Origin of the sequence: Mucilaginibacter sp. (genome assembly GCF_028288225.1) — a bacterium.
Lineage (GTDB): Bacteria > Bacteroidota > Bacteroidia > Sphingobacteriales > Sphingobacteriaceae > Mucilaginibacter.
This window is the reverse complement of sequence record NZ_JAQBOC010000068.1, coordinates 1-18,248: the sequence shown is the minus strand read 5'-3', so window position 1 is coordinate 18,248 and position 18,248 is coordinate 1. Positions and strand designations below refer to the sequence as shown.

Genomic DNA, 18,248 nt, shown 5'->3' with positions numbered 1-18,248 from the left:
AACTATCCGCCTGTTTCTTATTGGGTTGATTAAAAAACTTATTTTGCGCAACCGATAAACCGGGCAACAACAGCAATATAATTTTTAGTAGATGCCTCATGCCATTTAATTTATTGGTAATCATTGTGGTCTGATAAAAGATAACGGGATAGCGTGCGCCATCCCGTTTTTCATACTTTTAAGTTACCAAACTAAAAAGTATGCTTAAAGGTACAACATTTTCCGGACAGCCGGTGTTCCCCCATTCTGGCGCGGGTATGTAGCGCTAGCCTAAAGAGGTGGTGTACCCGTGCCCCGCTTGCTAAGTAGCCAGCAATGCAGTAGCTTTAGCATTAATGAGCACAAAATATAAATTCAGCAATCAGGATAAGCTTTTATGAAATCAAAACACCTGTTGCTTTTACTGCTTTTACTTGAAAGTTGTATCCATAAAGACAAAAAGCCGGCTTTCTTTTCTTTTCAGGATAAATGGGGAGTACTTTGTTTTTTCGATCCGGTTAACGGATCATCTCCGCAGCGAACTATATTTCTGCCATTGGAAAATCCGGCAGATTCCAGTTTTATCACCAATTCATCATCGATATTTGAATTCAAATATGGATTGGGAATGGATTATCATGATCGCGGGGATAGCCACACTAATTATAAGATCTATTGGATAAGTGATCATAAAAAAGTTCTTTCAGAAATAGAAGACACAACGTCAAGAGTATATTGGGCCTTCGCAAAAATAAAGTATCACGCGGTTGTCTCTGCAAATGAATCTTCAACAGGCAGGCTATTTCAGCTTACATTAATTAATAAAACTGATCAATTGCCGATAGAAACCTATGATTTTAATAATAGCATTGCAATAGATACTGCATATTTTAAAAGGAGATTTGTCATGCCTATTATTGATACCGCAAAATTGAAATTAAAAACAGGAAAGCCACGGCCAGGGTACTATCGATAAAACCCCTTCTGCCGCAAGCGTTTTTCTTAACGCAACAGCCACCTCCCGGCTTGTAGCCACATGCTACGTAGCCAAGTTTGCAGTAGCCCAACCAATAAACTTTCCTGAACCAAAAAGCCGCGTTATCAATAGCAACGGATGCTATCCATTCGATAAAGCTTTGCCTTATTCGTTGATAATTCATCATCCGTCCCTGTGGGGGCCCCGAAATAAGTTCGGGATAACGTAGTATGGGATCTGTTTATTTCTTCTTTCCCCGGCTCAAAGCGAGCATCTCGTTTTCCTGTATGCGGGCCAGAATTATTTTGGTAATGATTGCTGCCGGCAAAGGCTCGCCGGGTTTAAAATGTATAGTAGCACCTGCTGCTTTGTAGTCTTTTAGCTCGTCCTTCATCTTTTTAACAAGGGAGGGGCTCATGGTATATAAGCTGCAGCATTCTTTGGTTACGCCTATGCCAACCAGCATGTAAATGTGTTTAAAACAATGCACCTGGTAGCTGAACGTTTCTTCGGCGTTGGGTATTATGGAAAGGATGAGCTGGCGCAGGGCAACAAGGCAGGGTTTAAACTGTTCATCCTGCCGTTCAAGGTAAATATTAAATATTTCCTGCCCTCTGGTTTCCATATTTATGATCTGTCAAAAACTCCGTTATATCCTGCTCCGTACCGGTAAACGGGCCGGGTTTTTCCATTTTAAGGCTGGCCATAGCGGCAGCAAATTCTCCCGACTGCTGTTCGTCATCACCCTTTAAACGACGGTATAAATAACCGGCCATATAGGTATCCCCGCAGCCGGTGGCATCTACTACTATGCGCGGGCGCCAGGCGGGGATGACATAAAAGACCCCGTCGCTAAAAATTACAGAACCACCGCTGCCGTTGGTTACTACTACTTCTTTTACGCCCCAGTCTGCCAGCAGTTTGGCGCCATCTTCCGTTTTATCGCAGCCGGTTAATGCCTGCAATTCGGCAACATCGGCTTTCACTATAGCTGCATATTGCAGCGCTTCTTTTTTGCCGGGCCAGTCAACAGCGTGCACTTTTTTGTTTACCACCTTGCGTAAATAGCCCTGCACATCAATGCTAACACGGCTTTTGGCGGCAAGGGTTTTTATAAGCTGGGTGCTGATATCATCAGCCAGTAGTGGCCCCAGGTGAAAGATCTTTGCATTTACCGTTTGCAGCTGCTCAACATCGAAGGGGTCGGCTTTTGCCAGAACGTTTTGGGTGCGCTGGTCCTGGTCTTCGGCATAAATGTTTTCGAAGTGTACGGTATGGGCGCTGGGTTGCACTTTTACTTCTATGCCTTTACCGCGCAAATTGGCCACATATTGCATTTCGGCGGGGGCAAGGGCGGTAACCAGCTGGTAGTTAACATCCAGCTTACTAACCGCGCACGAAAAATAATAAGCCGTACCACCGGCCATGTGCATGGTGGTTTTGGTGGTTACTACCTTGTCGGACGTGATGTGGCCTATGCAGCAAAGATCAAGCATGTTGTATTTTGTAATTTGGCAAGATAATATTTTGTTTTTAAATATGAAATATGAGGATGTGTGATACAGGGAAATCGCTTTTAGAATTTCTACCGCCATTTATTACGCAGGCCTTCGACCTGCGCTAATGTATTACGACCTTTCAGGCCTTTAACATTGTAGTAGAACCAAAAACCTCAAGCCCTATAATAGCGCAGGTCGAAGGCCTGCGGGAGTGGTCATATCAAACATGCTAATAAAATCAGACGTTTAGTTATCGCCGTTTTCTACCGATTATTGACACTGCTATTTTTTAAAAGCGATTTCCCTGAGCATACTCCCAAATGTATCTGTATTTCCTACTTTTGTATAAATCCGTCTGCGCTATCCTGCCTAACTTTGGCTTATAATTTTAACAACTAAAACAATGGCAAAGACAATTTTTATAACAGGCGCTTCCCGCGGATTTGGGAAGATCTGGGCTGAAGCATTTTTAAAACGCGGCGACAAGGTAGTTGCTACCGCCCGCAACACCGATACCCTTAATGATTTGGTTGCAGCATACGGGGATTCAATTCTCCCGATCCAACTGGATGTGAATAGCCGCGAACAAGCTTTTGCAGCAATTGAAAAAGCAAAGCAGCATTTTGGCACAATTGACGTGCTGATAAATAATGCAGGTTACGGGCTGTTTGGCACTATTGAAGAAACCAGTGAACAGGAAGCCCGCGACCAGATAGAAACCAATGTATTTGGCTTACTTTGGGTAACCCAGGCGGTATTACCAATAATGAGGGCGCAGGGACACGGACATATTATACAACTGTCGAGCGTTTTGGGTGTTGCCACATTGCCAATTTTAGGGCTGTACAACGCCAGCAAATTTGCGGTTGAAGGCTTAAGCGAAACTTTGGCAGCCGAGGTAAAACCTTTTGGTATTAATGTAACGCTGATTGAGCCTAACGGATTTGCTACTGACTGGGCCGGCGCTTCGGCAATTAACACCAAGCCTATGGAAATCTATAACCCGGTAAGGGAAGCTTTCCAGGCAGGAATAACTGAAGATAGTTTTGGCATCCCGGAAGCTACATCTGATGCAGTTTTGAAGCTGGTTGATAGTGAAAACCCGCCACTGCGCCTGTTTTTGGGCAAGGTTGCATTGCCATGGGTTAAACAAGTTTATGAAGGCCGTTTGGCTGAATGGGAAGAATGGAGCGATGTGGCTGCAGCTGCACATGGGAAGTAAATATGGGCGCACCTAAAAGAAACTGTATCAAAAGTCTTAAATTTAAAAAACACTCAAAATAATATTTGGTCTCTGTGATCTTCGCGTCCTCTTTGCGCACTCTGTGGTTTATTTTTAACCGCAGAGTGCGCAAAGAAGGCACAGAGAAACACGGAGTTTTTATTATCCAAAATTTAATTTTGTTCAGTTTCTTGTGATTTTACTTTTGATACAGCCTCTTTTGGATTGAAGCGAACCTGTTTATGGTGTCCGTTACCTCAAAGTATTACCGTAAGATTACCATCCACAATTATCTCAACTGTATTTTTGATATAATAAAAAAACTAACATGAAGCATTTTAAAAGCTTAGCCGAGCTGCACCGGGCCAATGGATTACAGCCACCCGAAAATCCGTTGCTTAGTTTAATTGTGTGCAACAAAACCTGTTCGATAGGTGAAACGGAGTTTACGGGCGATTTTTATATGATCGGGTTTAAAAAACTAAAATCGGGTGTTTTTTTATATGGACGGACAAATTACGATCATGATTCTGGCTCAATGTCGTTTATTAAACCGAGGCAGGTTATTCAATTAAAGAACCTGGAGTTTGAGGAGGATGGTTTCATTATTTATTTTCACGAGGATTTTTTAAACGGACATGTGCTGCATGCTGATATTAAAAAGTACAGCTATTTTGAATATGAATCGAGCGAGGCGCTGCACCTTTCGCCCAGGGAAGAGCAGATAATTTGGGAATTATATCGCAAAATTGAAACGGAATATAATAATAACCAGGACGAATATAGCCGTGATATAATTATAGGCCTTATCGATTCTATTTTGAAATATTCGCAGCGTTTTTATAAACGGCAGTTTATTAACCGTACCGATCTTTCGGGCAAACTGGTTTCAAAATTTAATGATGCACTTAACCTGTATTTTGGAAATGGGTTGCTGGCACAAAAGGGCTTGCCTTCAGTAAAAATGATGGCTGATCAGCTTCATTTATCAACCCGGTATCTGAGCGATCTTTTAAAACAGGAAACAGGTAAAACTGCTATCGAGCTGATCCATTTATTTTTGATCTCGGAAGCAAAGAACATGCTGAAAGGTTCGGATAATAACATTGCCGAAACAGCTTACGCTTTAGGATTTGAGAATTTGCCTTATTTTTCGAGGTTGTTTAAAAAAGAAGTGGGGGTGAGTCCTAATCAATACAGGAAGCAGGTGGTGAATTAATGGGAAGTCATTGGTCATTGTGTCATTAGTCATTGGTGAGATGGTTTGAAAGGCGGGAGTTCGAAACATTATCTTCACCTGGCATGCCTGTTATTTCGGCACCTCACCGGGCTGGTCGCCTTTGTGTTTGTCATTTTGCATTTTGGCAACTGCATCATTTTTCTTCGACTCGTTCCAAAATCCATATAATTCATCATTCATTACGAGTGTTAGCCTTAGTCTTTCTTCAGGCGGTTTTGACAGCCATATTTCTAATTGTTTCTGTTTAACATGTTCAGGTGTATCGTTCATGATTAAAGCAGGTTAAATGTGTTTAAATTTAATTTTTTTATCCAGTTGGTTATGTGGTCCTGTTGCAGACCTGGAAGAGCAGCAAGATTTTTTATATCTTCCATTTGTACTGCAGCCTGCCATTCCTGGATCCATATCAATTTCGAAATTAATAAATCCTCGGGCGAAACTACATATATTTTAATTCCATAAAAATCCGCCACTTGTTTGCGTTCAAATTCTGCAAGCCGGTACTCACTACTTTTCAGCACTACAAAATCAGCCTTAAAACCCGATGCGTGATCTATTACATTGAAAATGCTTTGACGGTTTACAGCATCTTTATTGCAGTAATATGCACCATCAAAGTGTGCTACAAAGCTATCAATATCCTGTGGTTGTATATTGATTACAAAATCAATATCTTTTGTAGCGCGCGGTACGATGTACAAACCCATAGCAATGCTGCCCGACAGCATATATGGAATATGCTGGGAATCAAAATATCCTATTATTTTTTTAAAAAATTCGAACATCGTTTAAATATATAAAATTAGTTTAGATACTCGCCTATACACGTGTGAACACTTTAGCAGGCATAGGATCAGAGAGATTTTCTTACTTTTACCCATGCTTACGAATGGCGCAATCTCTTTCAACTTATTAAATCAGGATCTTTTATTACTCCCGCAAAAGGCAATTTACTGGCAGCAGGAAAGGGCATTAATTGCTGCTGATGTGCATTTGGGTAAGGTGGGGCATTTCCGCAAGGCTGGTATTGCGGTGCCACGGGATATGGAGCAGAATGATCTTGCCGTATTATCAGACCTGATATTTGAACATAAGCCCGAAAAAATAATATTCCTCGGTGATTTTTTTCATAGCGATATGAATGCCGACTGGGACTGGTTTATTTTATGGCGCAGCCAGTTCCCAAAATTGGAGATCATTCTGGTAAGAGGAAACCATGATATTATTGACGAGAGCTATTATACCCGGTTAAACATCCTGCTGCATGATCAGTTATTGATCGGCCCGTTTTTAATGCTGCACCATCCTTTAACAGAAAGTAGTTTACAGCAAGCCGGAGGTTACGTTTTTTGCGGGCACATCCATCCGGGTGTAAGGTTAATAGGCCGGGGGCGACAATCCATAACATTGCATTGCTTTGCTTTTGGTTCACAACAGGTTGTATTGCCCTCGTTCGGCCAATTTACGGGGAAGGTAGCCATCCGCAGTAATAAAACCGACCGCATCTTCGCGATAGCAAAAGATAAAGTGCTGGCTATTGATTAATGATGCTTTTTTAAATATTGCGAGATCTCAAAACCAATATTCTTTAATTCAATTTTAGGTATAACAATATTCCACCGGCTGTCCAATATATAATTGGTTGGTATTTCGGTAATGTTCCAGTTGGCTGCATTGGGCGAGTCATCGCCTTTAAGGTCTGCAACCTGGGTCCAGGTTAAATTATCATCTTTTAAGGCGGTGGCCCACCAATCAGCTTTTGAATCAAGCGAAACGCTTATAAAGGCTACATTTTTTTGAACGTCGTCCTGCGCCAAAAGGGATTTGACCTGGTCATGGTTCTTCCTGCTTAACTCATTGCTTGCCCGCCAAAAATCAACCACAATCAATTTTTTATTGACGCTTTTTGAATCAAATGGTTTACCATCGGGTGTTTTACCAACTATAGCCGGGGCCTTTTTGCCTGCAACCAGGTTTATCATGTGGCTTAATTTGTTGCCGATCTCCTGTCCTTCTTCACTATTTTGTGCCGCAGGTGCCAGCGTTTTAAAAATTGCATAATAACTAACCGGATCGCCCTCATAATTTAATTTCGACAGGATATGTGCGCTGATATCACTTTGCGGGTATTGTTTTAAAAACTGTTTAAATGCAGTGACATCAACATCACGTATTTTAGCCTCGTTTTGCTGTAGTTTATTTAATAAACCATTGTAGGCATCGGGCGATAAACTTGCATATTTCTCTTTAAGTTCCTTATTTATTTGTGTAACCTGTTGCTGTGCTTCAACACTCATGTTATCGGCCAAAGTATAAAAGGCTGATAGCTGCTCCTGTATTTTAGAGGGCGAGGCTATTTTTGGGTATTTATATAATTTGCCTGCTTCGGCTTCAATGGTATATTTCCCATCGACCAGGTAAACTTCGTAAGGGTTATGCTCGTCTTTACTATCGGCATCGGTTATGTTAATGGTATAGTAACCGGGGCGGTTAAGTATTTTTTTGACGACGGTAAATTTTCCGTCTTTTATGTTCTCGCCAAAAATGGTACTGTCGCCGGCTGTTTTAACAATAAAAACACCATTTTTAATGCCGGTTGCGGTTCCGGTAAATTCAATATGGGCTTGTTTCTTACATCCGGTTATTAATAAACCCAGTAGAATAATGCAGGGGAATTTCATTTGATAAATGTATAAGAAGTTTTTTAAAGTTGGTGATGTTTGGATATAACATTGCCAGTTAAAAGAACTGCTATTTCAATGTATACTTTTATCAATATTTTAGGCTTATCTTAATTCTAAAGTTATCCGTGAAATCAAACAGTCGACGATTTTATTCAGGTTAGCTATCTCTTCATCTTTTGCACCAATAATTTTCTCAAAAAAATCTCTTTGCAAAGAAATAATAGTTTCAACATTCCCAAATGGTGGTATTATCATTTTACGGGAATTAATTATCGTAAGCTGATTGGAAACAATATCTATAGGAGATACTTCCAAAGCATTCGCGATCTTTAGCAGCATTCCCGATTCCAATTTAGCCTGGTCCGTTTCAATTTTAGAAAATGTGTTCGGGGCGACGCCTATTCGTGTCGCTATGTTTTCCTGAGATAAGCCGCGCATCTGGCGGATCCTTCTAATTTTTTCTCCATACATGTGTTTAAGAGTTAGGTTATCTAAAAATAGAAAAAAAATATTATAAAGTATCAATATTTATTGCAATAAATTTTTAACAGGTTATTAAAGAAATAAGATCTGAAAACCGTGCCTTCGTAAGTGTCTTTTCTGATACTGATACAAATGCCTGGCCAAAAGCCAAAAACCTGTTTAATACAAACAAGATTTTTTTAACGAAGTTTCCTCCAAAGCATCTTTATTAAATAGGATAGTATTACTTTAACCAACGTTTAATTACCAGTTATTAACGCAAATCTTTTGTGTCTTTTTAGATTGTTTCTAAATAGCTAATTCATACTTAATAAGCTGTTTCCATTTATATCTTTTGGCATTTAATAAATACTTTTGCCAAATAAATCTGATATATAATGAGCGAATTTAAACAAACCTTTAACTCATCGTTGGGAAAAAAGCTGATAATGGCTTTAACGGGCTTGTTTCTGTGTACTTTTTTAATTGTACACCTTGGTGGTAACCTGTTGTTGTTTAGTAATGATGAAGGTTACGGATTTAATTTGTATGCCAACTTCCTTACACATTTTCCGCCAATTGAGGTAATAGCTTACCTGCTGTATCTTTGCATTTTGGTTCATGCTGTTTATTCATTGGTTTTAACCATACAAAACCGTAAGGCACGCCCGGTATCATATGCTGCAACTAATAAGTCGCCGGCTACATGGTCATCAAAAAACATGGGTTTGCTGGGTTCAATTTTGCTTTTGTTTATTGTGATCCACATGAGCGATTTTTGGTTTGCCTATAAATACAGTCACAAAGTACCTTATAAAGAATACCGTACCGATCTTTCGACAGGTAAAACAACCTCGGTTGATTACCAGCCCGTAACGCCTGACTTTGAAAAGAGCGTATCTGTTGAAAACAATATAGAAATAGTAAGGGTAAAAGACCTGCATGCACGGGTGACAAACAGTTTCAGCAATTTATTATATGTAATATTTTATGTGATAGCCATGTTTGCTGTATCGTTCCATTTGGTACACGGCTTTCAAAGCGCATTCCGCACGCTGGGATGGGTGCATCGCAAGTACACGCCTATAGTTTACTTTATAGGCACATGGTTATTCGCTGTAATTATCCCGATAGGCTTTGCGGCTATGCCGGTGGTTTATTATATACAGAGTTTGGGGAAGTAGTTGATTAGGTTAGATTAAGTTGAATAAGTTAGATTAAGTTGATTAAGTGAGTAGTTTGATTAAATAACCTAATCAACTTATTCAACCTAATCAACCACTCACTAAAATATAAAAGAGAAATGAATTTAGATGCTAAAATTCCTGAGGGTCCATTAGCCGAAAAATGGAGCAAGCATAAATTTAACTTAAAGCTGGTTAATCCGGCCAATAAGCGTAAATACGATGTAATAGTTGTAGGTACAGGTTTGGCAGGCGCATCAGCAGCGGCATCATTGGCTGAGCTTGGCTATAATGTGAAAGCATTTTGTTTCCAGGATAGTCCGCGCCGAGCGCACTCTATTGCTGCGCAGGGTGGTATTAATGCTGCAAAGAATTATCAGAACGATGGCGACAGCGTTTACCGCCTGTTTTATGATACCATTAAGGGAGGAGATTACCGTGCCCGCGAGGGAAACGTTTACCGCCTTGCCGAGGTATCAGTAAATATTATAGACCAGTGCGTGGCACAGGGTGTGCCTTTTGCCCGTGAATACGGCGGCCTGCTTGATAACCGCTCATTCGGTGGTTCACAGGTATCGCGTACTTTTTATGCCAGGGGCCAAACAGGACAGCAGCTTTTATTGGGTGCTTACTCCGCGCTTAACCGCCAGATCCACCTGGGAAAGGTGAAAATGTACACCCGTACCGAGATGCTTGACGTAGTAATGGTTGACGGACATGCCAAAGGTATAGTTACCCGGAACCTTATAAACGGCAATATTGAAACCCACAGCGGCCATGCAGTTTTATTGGCTACAGGTGGCTATGGTAACGTGTTTTATCTCTCAACAAACGCCATAGGCTCAAATGTTACGGCTGCATGGCGTGCACATAAACGCGGTGCGTTTTTCGCTAATCCATGTTATACACAGATCCACCCGACCTGTATCCCGGTTACCGGCGACCATCAGTCGAAACTGACTTTGATGTCTGAGTCATTGCGTAATGATGGCAGGGTTTGGGCACCAAAAACAGTTGAAGTAGCTGAAAAGTTAAGAAAGAAAGAAATAACCGCCGACCAGGTAAAAGAGGATGACCGCGATTACTTTTTAGAAAGAAAATATCCGTCATTCGGGAACCTTGTTCCGCGCGACGTGGCTTCACGTAATGCAAAGGAAATGGTGGATGATGGCCGCGGGGTAGGTGGCTCGGGCTTTGCCGTGTTCCTTGACTTTGCCGATGCGATCCATCGCCTTGGCAAGGATGCCGTGGCTGCCAAATATGGTAACCTGTTTGATATGTATTATCAAATAACTGACGAAGACCCTTACAAACAACCAATGCGGATCTACCCGGCCGTGCACTATACCATGGGCGGTTTATGGGTTGATTATAATTTAAGCACAAACGTACCGGGCTTATATGCTTTGGGCGAATGCAATTTCTCGGATCATGGTGCCAACCGCCTTGGTGCTTCGGCATTGATGCAGGGGCTGGCTGACGGCTATTTTGTGATCCCTTATACTTTGGGCGATTATTTGGCTACTATAGGCCCGAAACCGGTTGATACCAAACACCCTGCTTTTGAACAAACCAAACAGGATGTGCTTGCCCGTATTAATAAATTACTTGCTTTAAAGGGCACCAAAACGGTTAACGAATACCACCGCGACCTTGGCCACATTATGTGGGAATATTGCGGAATGGCACGTACCGAAGAGGGCTTAACCAAAGCAAAAGGACTGATCCAGGGTTTAAGGGCCGATTTCTGGAAGAATGCGAAGGTAGTAGGCGAGAACGAAGAAGTTAACCCGGCGCTTGAAAAAGCAGGCCGTGTTGCTGATTTTTTGGAACTTGGCGAACTAATGGTTGACGATGCTTTAGCACGCAGAGAATCATGTGGCGGTCACTTCCGTTTAGAGTCGCAGACACCGGAAGGTGAGGCATTACGTGATGATGAGCATTTTGCCTACGTTGCTGCATGGGAATACAAGGGCGACAACCAGCCGGAGGTATTGAATAAGGAAGTGCTTGATTTTGAATTTGTTCACCTGACACAAAGAAGTTATAAGTAGTATTTAGACGTGAGATATGAGATTTGAGACGTGAGATGAGCTGCGTTTCAATTCAGATCTTAGTCATAAAAGAAAAAAAATTAAAATTGATGTAGATGTGAGTTTTTTTATCTCAAATCTCATATCTAACATCTCAAATCTAATTTCACATGCATAATTTGAAGGAGCTAAAAATCTGGAATAAGGCGATTGATTTGACAGTAGATGTTTATAAAGCTACTGCTAACTTTCCCTCTGATGAAAGATTTGGATTAACAAGCCAATCGAGAAGATCGGCTGTATCCATTCCATCGAATATTGCTGAAGGTGCGGGACGAAATTCAAATAAAGAGTTTAATAACTTCCTGGGAATTGCCAATGGCTCTTCTTACGAATTACAAACTCAACTAGTAATATCAAATAAATTAAACTTGTTAAGTAATGATTTATTAGACGACTTATTAAAACAGATTGATGAGGTGCAAAAGATGACTTTTGCATTCCAAAGAACTCTGTTAAATAAATAGTCTCATATCTCAAATCTCACATCTCAAATCTAAACGAAGAATGAGTACTGGAAATATGAATTTAACACTAAAGGTGTGGCGGCAGAAAAATGCAGAAACCAAAGGTGCTTTTGTAACCTATAAGGCTGAAGGAATTTCGCCTGATATGTCTTTCCTTGAAATGCTGGATGTGGTTAATGAAAGCCTGATCCTTAAAGGTGAAGAGCCTATTCACTTTGACCATGATTGCCGTGAAGGGATCTGCGGAATGTGCTCACTGTACATCAACGGCCATCCGCACGGTCCAAAAAATGCGATCACTACCTGCCAGCTGCACATGCGTACTTTTCATGACGGCGAAATTATTGTGATCGAGCCATGGCGCGCTGCAGCCTTCCCGGTAGTGAAAGATCTGGCGGTTGACCGCTCAGCGTTCGACAGGATCCAGCAGGCAGGTGGCTTTGTTTCAGTAAATACCGGTGTAACTATTGATGCTAATGCCATTCCAATTCCGAAGGTTATTGCTGATGAGGCATTTAACTCGGCTACCTGTATTGGTTGCGGTGCCTGTGTTGCTGCCTGTAAAAATGCTTCGGCTATGTTGTTTGTATCGGCTAAGGTAACCCAGCTTGGGATGTTGCCGCAGGGACAAACAGAGCGCTATAGCCGTGTGCAAGCCATGGTTGCCCAAATGGATGAAGAAGGCTTTGGTAACTGTACCAATACTGGTGCCTGCGAGGCCGAATGCCCTAAGGAAATAAAGATGACCAATATCAGCCGCATGAATAGTGATTATTTCAGCGCAAAGCTGTTCCGCGAGGAAGCTGCGCATGAGCATGCATCAGGCGAATAAGATATAACATTGTTTAATCTGAAAGGCTTTGAGAGAAATTTCAAGGCCTTTTTTATTAATAGCACTAATTTTCTCGAATTAAAACGAATTTCACGAATTGAATAAAGGAACTAATGTTCACGAACTAAGGTGAATTTCACGAATTAGACAGAAGCTGATTGTTAATATTGGGGCCTTTTTAATATTTTATCATACCTTGTTGCATTACTGATATTAAGGCGTACTATGTTAAACAGCCCTAAATTTATAAGATTTTGAAAACACTAAACTATATGCCCGCCTGCCTCATACTGGTTTTAATGTTTACGGCAGGCTGCAGCTCAAAAAGTACCAACAAATGCGTTCCCTGTCCGATGGCTTTACAGGCGCCGCCAAATTTAACTTTCAGGGTAGTGGATAAAACAACCAGCCAGGACTTGTTTTTTGGCAGCACAGCAAAATATACTACCAGCCGGCTAAAAGTACACCATATTATAAACGGTCATCCTGATACCGCATTTTTACATACCGACACCCTGAACCACAATTTTAATGTCCGGATCATCGCAGTAAACCAGGTTGACACGGTAACCATGAACATAGCCGATAAGCCACAGGATATTTTGCTGTTTAAGCGTACAACTACAGGTGGCTGCTGTTCAACCACGTACCTCAGTTCGGTAACTTATAACGGTACAGTTGTTTATACCCAGAAGCCCGGGCCGGATATTGTTGGGGTGTTAGCCAAATAATAATGTCATAATATGTTATCCTAAATATTATGATCCCGGAGACCCGTTCCCGGACTCTTTTTGGGCCGCCTGCTTTTTTTAAATCATGCTGCTTTACATATCGCTTTTCTAATCAGTAATTAACTGATAATTTCAAATTATTTGCTTAAAATGAAACTAAAGGCTTCTTTATACGTAATACTGTAAAGATCAAAACCTTATGTGGAGTAAATATTATAATCTTTCCTTAGTTAGCTTTCCCGCTATTCAGAAAACCATGTTTATAATAAAATTAATGATTCCGTGACCAATATTTTTCGCAGAGAAATATATCTTAAATACATATATAAACTATTTATAATAGTTAATTTTTATTGCTTTGAAAAATAATCCTAAATCAACCGCATCCTTACCTAAGCGGTTGTTCAAAAACACTTCTTTTGTTTTATTACTGATAGTGGTAATGGCATCAGCGGTGATGATAGTAATGAATTTTTATACCATCAGGATCCTATCTGCAGCAAGAGCTTATATTAATGGCGAATCGCAATATTCAAAGGGCCAAAAGGACGCATCGGCCCACTTGATCAAATATATTTTCCTGCAAAATAAAGATGATTACATTGCTTTTGAGAGAGACATTAGTGTACCTGAAGGCGACCGGATTGCAAGGGTCGCGTTATCAGCAAACAATGATCATCAACTGGCAAAAAAAGGGTTTTTGCAGGGAAAAAATCACTTGAAAGATGTTGACGATTTGATATGGCTTTTTAGCAACTTTCAGCATTTGCCCATGTTTGAAAAAGTTATCGGGATCTGGGCCAGCGCCGATGTGATGGTAAGTAAACTTCACCAGGTAGGGATACAATCGCGTTATAAAGTAAATCAGGGTAAAATATCAATAGCGGAAAAGGGGGCACTCATCCTGTCAATAAGCGATATTTCGACGGAACTGACCATTAAGGAGCAGGCATTTTCAGATGAGCTTGGCGCAATTTGCCGCAGTATCAATTTATATATTTTTATGGCCAATGTTTTAATTACACTGGTTATTTTAACCAGTTCATTATCATATGCAGGCATCATGATCGGCAAGCTGGCTAACTCGCAAAAGAAGGTAGTTGAACAGAATGAAGACCTGCAGGTAATTAATGCCGGACTGGACAAGTTTGTTTTTAATGTAACGCATGATCTGCGTTCGCCGTTGATGGCGCTTATTGGATTGATAGCACTGATAGATGAGGAGCGTGACCCTGTGCAAATTAAATCATACACTTTAATGATGAAAGAGAGTTTGGAGAAGCAGGATCACTTTATTAAGGAAATGCTGATATTTATAAAAAGCAAACATTCAGGCCTGATCAAAGAAGAATGCAGTTTAACCTCAATTATTGATACCATAATAGCTCAGAACTATTACAGGAACGGTGGAAAAGCGGTACACATTTATAAAGAAATGGAGTTGAATAAAATTGATAGTGACGCACTGAAACTACATGTAATATTAAACAACCTGGTATCTAACTCCATAAAATATAGCGATTCAAAAAAAGAGGAGCAATGGGTAAAAATAAAAACATACCGGCACGGAACAACAGCAATAATTGAAGTGGAGGACAATGGTTTAGGGATACGGGAAAATGACCAGCAACGTATTTTCGACAAGTTTTACATGTCAGGTAATAATAAACATAGTTCGGGTATGGGGCTTTACCTGGTTAAAGATGCTGTAACGCAAATGAACGGGCACGTAGAAGTAAAATCAGAACCAGGGCTGTACAGTAAATTTACCATCAGCATACCTTTCTGAAGAGTTTAGATTTTAAACTATTTGCAGTAAGGCGGTTTACCCTTTTGTATAAATATTTCTCTCCAAATAATCATTTCTGAATTTTCCATGCGGATCATATTCGGCCACCAGGTTTTTAAAATCATGTAATTTTTCATAATGCGCCTGCAGTATTTTGGGTTCCATAGTGAATACCTTGCCCCAATGCGGGCGCGGGGTAAATGGCGCAAGCGCTTTTTCAATTTGTGGTAATAACTTTAATACAGCTTCTGTTTCCTGTTTCCATGTAAAATGAATAGTAACCGATGTTTGGTTGCGGCATGGGCTCATCCATAAATTATCGGCAGCTATGGTCCTTATTTCGGTAATAAAAAGGTGAGGGCCTATGGCTTTACCCAATTTTGAGATAGCCTGGATAGCTTCAACAGCGTTATGCATAGGAACAAAGTATTCTGATTGGAGCTCTTTACCGCTGCTTGGGGTAAATCCCATTTTAAAATGCGGCAGGCGCTCATACCAGGGGCCCGGAACGCCCATCTGTTCAGTGCAGTTTTCGGCAGAGAGCGCAATTATGGGGTGCAGGTTTTTTGTTGCAGCTTTTGCTCCGTAAAATTCGGGCAATATTTTATCACTATCAACTCCGATGCGGCTTTTTATCCAAACCTCGTTAATATGGTCGGTCTGCCAGTCGGTAAATAAACTGACGCTATATCCTGCTGAAACTATTTTTTCAAAATTATGATTCAATTGTTCCATAGGCAGGCCAATAAAAACGTTTTGCCTTACCAAATAGGTGGGTTGAATTTGAAGGGTTACTTTGGTTATCGCACCTAAACCACCCAGGCCTACAACAGCGGCATTTAGTTTTTCAGGATCGGATTTTTTTGAAAGATGAACGATGCTGCCATCCGCAATCACAATTTCCAAACCGGTAACAGCGCTGGCAAGGTTGCCGTTTTTAACGCCTGAGCCATGAGTAGCAGTTGTTATAGATCCCGCTACAGAAATATGCGGTAGTGAAGCCAGGTTGTGTAATGCATAGCCTTTTTTGTGCAGGTAAGGTGCAAGCTCGCTGTATTTTATTCCTCCTTCAACAGTAACCGTGCTTTTATCCGCACTGATCCCAATTACCCTGTTCATTTCTTTTGTAGAAATTAAATTGTCGCGGCTGTCGGCTATGCGGTTAAAACAATGACGGGTACCAAGCGTTTTTATCTTGCTATGCTGTTTTACCAGCGCCTGTACTTCTTCAACTGTTTTTGGGTAAAAAACATTATCGGTACTGAAAGTTAAATTACCGGCCCAGTTTTTTAGTTTTTGCTGCCAGGCCAATGAATCAAATGGTGTTACAAGAGGTGTTGCCATTAAGGTGCCGCTTAATTGGATAAAAGTTTTTCTCTTCATAATAATCAGGTTATTACAAGGTAAGATTTATTGGCAGATAAAAACAAAGAAATTTTTATCTTGCTGTTTTCGGGTGCAAGAGGGTGACCTGTACCTTGGTTACCAGTCCTGTGGGACAATGTCATTAAGTTAAGGGATATCATTTTAAAAATGCGCCGTAGGTGCAAAATGTCGGTAGAAAACATCGCATAAATCATTTAGCGTGCCCGCAGGGTCTCCTGAAAGGGACCCTGCGCCGCCTGCCAGGTATGCGGTAGAAAATTTATCCTTTGCCAAAAATTTCTGTAAACCACGGCGCAGGGTCCTCTATGAGAGACCCTGCTGGAACGGAAAAAACAATCAATGCCGCCCAACCCTTACCCGCCTTCCAATCAAGCAACACCCCTAACCCGGTCAAATAATTTTAATCATTTACTTCTATAACGCTTTTTGTATCTTAGATGAAAACCTATAGTTTTTTTTATATAACAAGATCATTAAAGATTAAACATATGTGGTGGCAGTATCTGATGGTTTTTACGGGTTCCTTTTTGTTTGATGTTGTCCCTATTCCGTTTCCGCCTGCTTTTACAATTATGATTTTTTTACAGGTGGCATACGACTTAAATATTTGGTGGGTTATTATACTTGGCGTTACAGGGTCTATTATTGGCAGGTACCTGCTTACTTTATATATCCCGATGCTGGCCGGAAGGATTTTTAAGAAATCGAAGAATGAAGATGTACAGTTCCTTGGCGAAAAAATGAAAGATAAGGGCTGGAAATGCCAGGCGGCAATACTTTTTTATACCTTATTGCCGCTGCCTACCACACCATTATTTTTGGCCAGCGGCATGGCAAAAATAAGCGCACGGTATATAATCCCGACTTTTTTTGTAGGTAAACTCATAAGTGATACCCTTACGGTGCATTTAGGAAGATATGTATCAAACAATACGGAAAGCATATTGGAAGGCGGAATATCATGGAAGTCGGTTTTAAGTTTAATATTGGGACTGCTTTTTATCTCTTCCGTTTTATTTATCGAATGGCGTACGCTGATCCAAAAAAATAAATTTGAGTTAAATTTTAAGATCTGGAAGCCCCGTAAGGCAGAAACAATTCATGCCGGGTAAAGCATGGTTAACCCAGCGTTGTTCGATAATGCAACTATAGTGATGAAAGCGGCCTGCCACATGCCGAATTTGCGGCTGGGTGTCATCCTGAGATATAAACTCTTGCGGAATCTAAAGGGATAATGACAAGGGTGGGATGTCATGGTGAGCTTGTCGAACCACGATGCGGGCAAAGGCCTAAGCACCATGCTTAGCACGCGGATAGGGCTCTTCGCACGTCGCCCTTCGACGGGGCTCAGGGTGACAGCCCACCTCCCCGTTCGAAACAATCTGTCATGGGTAGCTTGTCGAAGGACGACGTGCGCAGTGGCCTGTACGCCATGCTTCACCGCCATCCATCTACATATTATTCTTTGACAAACCAGGCAATAAATGCCAATCTCCATTAATAATGGCTTCTTTCTTTGCTCTCCGCCATCCTGTTTTTCAAATGCTATTGCCTGGTTAACATCATTAAACATTTCATAAAAAACCATTTTTACCGGTCTTCTTTTAAAAGTATAAGCTTTAGGGTCAATACCTGTTTGATGATCATATAATCTACTTTCCAAATTATTGGTAATACCTGTATAATAGGAATTATCCCTGCAAA

The 18,248-nt window shown here is 40.9% G+C and carries 19 protein-coding genes; 11 read left to right on the top strand and 8 right to left on the bottom strand.

What is annotated here, in order from left to right:
- Positions 1–376 precede the first annotated feature (376 nt).
- Positions 377–955 (top strand): hypothetical protein, encoded by a 579-nt coding sequence (locus tag JWQ54_RS20350; protein ID WP_299588660.1) that lies wholly within the window; start codon positions 377–379, stop codon positions 953–955.
- Between the two features lie 241 nt (positions 956–1,196).
- Here JWQ54_RS20350 and JWQ54_RS20345 read toward each other — a convergent pair whose 3' ends face one another.
- Positions 1,197–1,580: an iron chaperone gene (locus JWQ54_RS20345; protein ID WP_299588657.1), complete on the bottom strand. Its 384-nt coding sequence runs from the start codon at positions 1,578–1,580 to the stop codon at positions 1,197–1,199.
- Entirely contained in the window at positions 1,552–2,451 is a 900-nt protein-coding gene (locus JWQ54_RS20340) for a PfkB family carbohydrate kinase (RefSeq protein WP_299588655.1), read from the bottom strand. Before JWQ54_RS20340 ends, JWQ54_RS20345 begins: the two co-directional genes overlap by 29 nt.
- A 406-nt stretch (positions 2,452–2,857) precedes the next feature.
- On the opposite strand from JWQ54_RS20340, the gene JWQ54_RS20335 reads away from it, so the two are divergent.
- Both JWQ54_RS20335 and JWQ54_RS20330 read left to right on the top strand, forming a co-directional pair.
- Entirely contained in the window at positions 2,858–3,676 is an 819-nt protein-coding gene (locus JWQ54_RS20335) for an SDR family oxidoreductase (protein ID WP_299588653.1), read from the top strand.
- A 328-nt stretch (positions 3,677–4,004) separates the two neighbouring features.
- Positions 4,005–4,895: a helix-turn-helix transcriptional regulator gene (locus JWQ54_RS20330; RefSeq protein ID WP_299588650.1), complete on the top strand. Its 891-nt coding sequence runs from the start codon at positions 4,005–4,007 to the stop codon at positions 4,893–4,895.
- A gap of 90 nt (positions 4,896–4,985) precedes the next feature.
- On the opposite strand, the gene JWQ54_RS20325 is transcribed toward JWQ54_RS20330, so the two are convergent.
- Together JWQ54_RS20325 and JWQ54_RS20320 are read right to left on the bottom strand one after the other, a co-directional pair.
- On the bottom strand, positions 4,986–5,186 hold the full coding sequence (locus JWQ54_RS20325) for a hypothetical protein (protein WP_299588648.1): 201 nt from the start codon (positions 5,184–5,186) through the stop codon (positions 4,986–4,988).
- 2 nt (positions 5,187–5,188) lie between these two features.
- Complete coding sequence (locus JWQ54_RS20320) at positions 5,189–5,701, bottom strand: DUF6036 family nucleotidyltransferase (protein WP_299588645.1); 513 nt, start codon at positions 5,699–5,701, stop codon at positions 5,189–5,191.
- Between the two features lie 94 nt (positions 5,702–5,795).
- Between JWQ54_RS20320 and pdeM the strand changes: the two genes are divergently transcribed.
- Positions 5,796–6,461 (top strand): ligase-associated DNA damage response endonuclease PdeM, encoded by a 666-nt coding sequence (gene pdeM, locus JWQ54_RS20315; protein ID WP_299588642.1) that lies wholly within the window; start codon positions 5,796–5,798, stop codon positions 6,459–6,461.
- Here the strand turns inward: pdeM and JWQ54_RS20310 are convergent.
- A complete protein-coding gene (locus JWQ54_RS20310) occupies positions 6,458–7,597 on the bottom strand; it encodes a thioredoxin family protein (protein ID WP_299588640.1) in 1,140 nt (379 codons plus the stop codon). The genes pdeM and JWQ54_RS20310 overlap by 4 nt on opposite strands.
- 105 nt (positions 7,598–7,702) lie before the next feature.
- Positions 7,703–8,071, bottom strand: coding sequence for a helix-turn-helix transcriptional regulator (locus JWQ54_RS20305; protein ID WP_299588639.1), 369 nt, complete (start codon positions 8,069–8,071; stop codon positions 7,703–7,705).
- Between the two features lie 389 nt (positions 8,072–8,460).
- Here JWQ54_RS20305 and JWQ54_RS20300 point away from each other — a divergent pair, with 389 nt between their 5' ends.
- From JWQ54_RS20300 to JWQ54_RS20275, 6 genes are all read left to right on the top strand, one after another.
- Positions 8,461–9,246: a succinate dehydrogenase cytochrome b subunit gene (locus JWQ54_RS20300; protein WP_299588637.1), complete on the top strand. Its 786-nt coding sequence runs from the start codon at positions 8,461–8,463 to the stop codon at positions 9,244–9,246.
- A gap of 119 nt (positions 9,247–9,365) precedes the next feature.
- Positions 9,366–11,300, top strand: coding sequence for a fumarate reductase/succinate dehydrogenase flavoprotein subunit (locus tag JWQ54_RS20295; RefSeq protein ID WP_299588635.1), 1,935 nt, complete (start codon positions 9,366–9,368; stop codon positions 11,298–11,300).
- Between the two features lie 149 nt (positions 11,301–11,449).
- Positions 11,450–11,806 carry a four helix bundle protein gene (locus JWQ54_RS20290; protein ID WP_299588632.1) on the top strand — a complete coding sequence of 119 codons (357 nt, stop codon included), beginning with the start codon at positions 11,450–11,452 and terminating at the stop codon, positions 11,804–11,806.
- Positions 11,807–11,846: 40 nt separating this feature from the next.
- Positions 11,847–12,638, top strand: a complete 792-nt coding sequence (locus JWQ54_RS20285; RefSeq protein WP_299588629.1) for a succinate dehydrogenase/fumarate reductase iron-sulfur subunit — start codon at positions 11,847–11,849, stop codon at positions 12,636–12,638.
- 254 nt (positions 12,639–12,892) lie between these two features.
- Entirely contained in the window at positions 12,893–13,369 is a 477-nt protein-coding gene (locus tag JWQ54_RS20280) for a hypothetical protein (protein ID WP_299588627.1), read from the top strand.
- Positions 13,370–13,727: 358 nt separating this feature from the next.
- On the top strand, positions 13,728–15,158 hold the full coding sequence (locus JWQ54_RS20275; RefSeq protein ID WP_299588624.1) for a HAMP domain-containing sensor histidine kinase: 1,431 nt from the start codon (positions 13,728–13,730) through the stop codon (positions 15,156–15,158).
- Between the two features lie 36 nt (positions 15,159–15,194).
- On the opposite strand, the gene JWQ54_RS20270 is transcribed toward JWQ54_RS20275, so the two are convergent.
- The gene (locus tag JWQ54_RS20270) at positions 15,195–16,541 is read right to left on the bottom strand and encodes an FAD-binding protein (RefSeq protein WP_299588622.1); all 1,347 of its coding nucleotides are present in this window, start codon (positions 16,539–16,541) and stop codon (positions 15,195–15,197) included.
- A 491-nt stretch (positions 16,542–17,032) separates the two neighbouring features.
- Here JWQ54_RS20270 and JWQ54_RS20265 point away from each other — a divergent pair, with 491 nt between their 5' ends.
- Positions 17,033–17,656 carry a hypothetical protein gene (locus JWQ54_RS20265; protein WP_299588619.1) on the top strand — a complete coding sequence of 208 codons (624 nt, stop codon included), beginning with the start codon at positions 17,033–17,035 and terminating at the stop codon, positions 17,654–17,656.
- On the opposite strand, the gene JWQ54_RS20260 is transcribed toward JWQ54_RS20265, so the two are convergent.
- Positions 17,644–18,248, bottom strand: a 605-nt coding sequence (locus tag JWQ54_RS20260; protein ID WP_299588617.1) for a GIY-YIG nuclease family protein, incomplete at its 5' end; no start/stop codon positions are given. The genes JWQ54_RS20265 and JWQ54_RS20260 overlap by 13 nt on opposite strands.

What these genes read in the sequence shown, in the direction of transcription:
- JWQ54_RS20305 (WP_299588639.1), bottom strand. Translation starts at nt 8,071, where the DNA reads ATGTATGGAGAAAAAATTAGAAGGATCCGCCAGATGCGCGGCTTATCT.
- JWQ54_RS20320 (WP_299588645.1), bottom strand. Translation starts at nt 5,701, where the DNA reads ATGTTCGAATTTTTTAAAAAAATAATAGGATATTTTGATTCCCAGCAT.
- JWQ54_RS20290 (WP_299588632.1), top strand. Translation starts at nt 11,450, where the DNA reads ATGCATAATTTGAAGGAGCTAAAAATCTGGAATAAGGCGATTGATTTG.
- JWQ54_RS20295 (WP_299588635.1), top strand. Translation starts at nt 9,366, where the DNA reads ATGAATTTAGATGCTAAAATTCCTGAGGGTCCATTAGCCGAAAAATGG.
- JWQ54_RS20330 (WP_299588650.1), top strand. Translation starts at nt 4,005, where the DNA reads ATGAAGCATTTTAAAAGCTTAGCCGAGCTGCACCGGGCCAATGGATTA.
- JWQ54_RS20335 (WP_299588653.1), top strand. Translation starts at nt 2,858, where the DNA reads ATGGCAAAGACAATTTTTATAACAGGCGCTTCCCGCGGATTTGGGAAG.
- JWQ54_RS20345 (WP_299588657.1), bottom strand. Translation starts at nt 1,580, where the DNA reads ATGGAAACCAGAGGGCAGGAAATATTTAATATTTACCTTGAACGGCAG.
- JWQ54_RS20310 (WP_299588640.1), bottom strand. Translation starts at nt 7,597, where the DNA reads ATGAAATTCCCCTGCATTATTCTACTGGGTTTATTAATAACCGGATGT.
- JWQ54_RS20285 (WP_299588629.1), top strand. Translation starts at nt 11,847, where the DNA reads ATGAGTACTGGAAATATGAATTTAACACTAAAGGTGTGGCGGCAGAAA.
- JWQ54_RS20340 (WP_299588655.1), bottom strand. Translation starts at nt 2,451, where the DNA reads ATGCTTGATCTTTGCTGCATAGGCCACATCACGTCCGACAAGGTAGTA.
- JWQ54_RS20270 (WP_299588622.1), bottom strand. Translation starts at nt 16,541, where the DNA reads ATGAAGAGAAAAACTTTTATCCAATTAAGCGGCACCTTAATGGCAACA.
- pdeM (WP_299588642.1), top strand. Translation starts at nt 5,796, where the DNA reads ATGCTTACGAATGGCGCAATCTCTTTCAACTTATTAAATCAGGATCTT.
- JWQ54_RS20300 (WP_299588637.1), top strand. Translation starts at nt 8,461, where the DNA reads ATGAGCGAATTTAAACAAACCTTTAACTCATCGTTGGGAAAAAAGCTG.
- JWQ54_RS20265 (WP_299588619.1), top strand. Translation starts at nt 17,033, where the DNA reads ATGTGGTGGCAGTATCTGATGGTTTTTACGGGTTCCTTTTTGTTTGAT.
- JWQ54_RS20350 (WP_299588660.1), top strand. Translation starts at nt 377, where the DNA reads ATGAAATCAAAACACCTGTTGCTTTTACTGCTTTTACTTGAAAGTTGT.
- JWQ54_RS20325 (WP_299588648.1), bottom strand. Translation starts at nt 5,186, where the DNA reads ATGAACGATACACCTGAACATGTTAAACAGAAACAATTAGAAATATGG.